The organism is Cellulomonas sp. P4_A2 (assembly GCF_056402515.1).
Genome location: NZ_JBFUHG010000053.1, coordinates 1 through 636 on the forward strand (window position 1 = coordinate 1; position 636 = coordinate 636).

The 636-nt window shown below is 66.4% G+C and carries 1 protein-coding gene; it reads right to left on the minus strand.

What is annotated here, in order from left to right:
• Nucleotides 1–264: 264 nt before the first annotated feature.
• Nucleotides 265–417, minus strand: coding sequence for a hypothetical protein (locus tag AC1DUE_RS20030; RefSeq protein ID WP_477041164.1), 153 nt, complete (start codon nucleotides 415–417; stop codon nucleotides 265–267).
• Between the last annotated feature and the right edge of the window lie 219 nt (nucleotides 418–636).

The window sequence follows — 636 nt, forward strand, 5'->3', positions numbered from 1 at the left end:
GGTCTCCCTTCGTCGTTCACGAAGCGGAGCCTTTCGGCGGCGTCAACTCTACGGGCCGCCACTGACAACGAGGCGCGGAAGGCCCGTCCGGGGATTTCTTCGGCCGATCAGGTGATTCGGGGCACCGGACACCGTAGCCGTCACAGTGACGGCTTGGTGGTGTTCCGGCGGCCGGACATTCCGGCTCGCGCTCCTGGTCCTCGATGACGTCGCGCGGCACGTCTTCTAGGCGGCGCGTAGGACACCTCTTGCAACTCCAGGCGCTCACTGCCGTACGAGCCAGATCAGGCTCTCGACGGCGGCGGCTGCGACGATCGGCTCGGTGACCGCCGGGTGGACGACGGCAACATAGAAAGTGCCGGCCGCCGCGAACACAACGAGCAGCAGCTGCTGGGTGTCGAGCGGGCGCTGAGTCATGAGTGTCTCCCCCAAGTTGGGCGTGGCTGGTTGCGCGGTCGATGGGGGAATGCCATGCCCAGGCGCTGACGTAAATATGAATAAGGTTGAGCAAATCGTCTAATTCGTAGGCGCCCAGGCCGGGTCACAACTTCAGGAACGCCACCAGGGCGACGAAGGCCGCGAGCGCCACGCCCAGCGGCGCGGCCAGGTGGGCGAGCCACGCAGATGGCTCCGGCG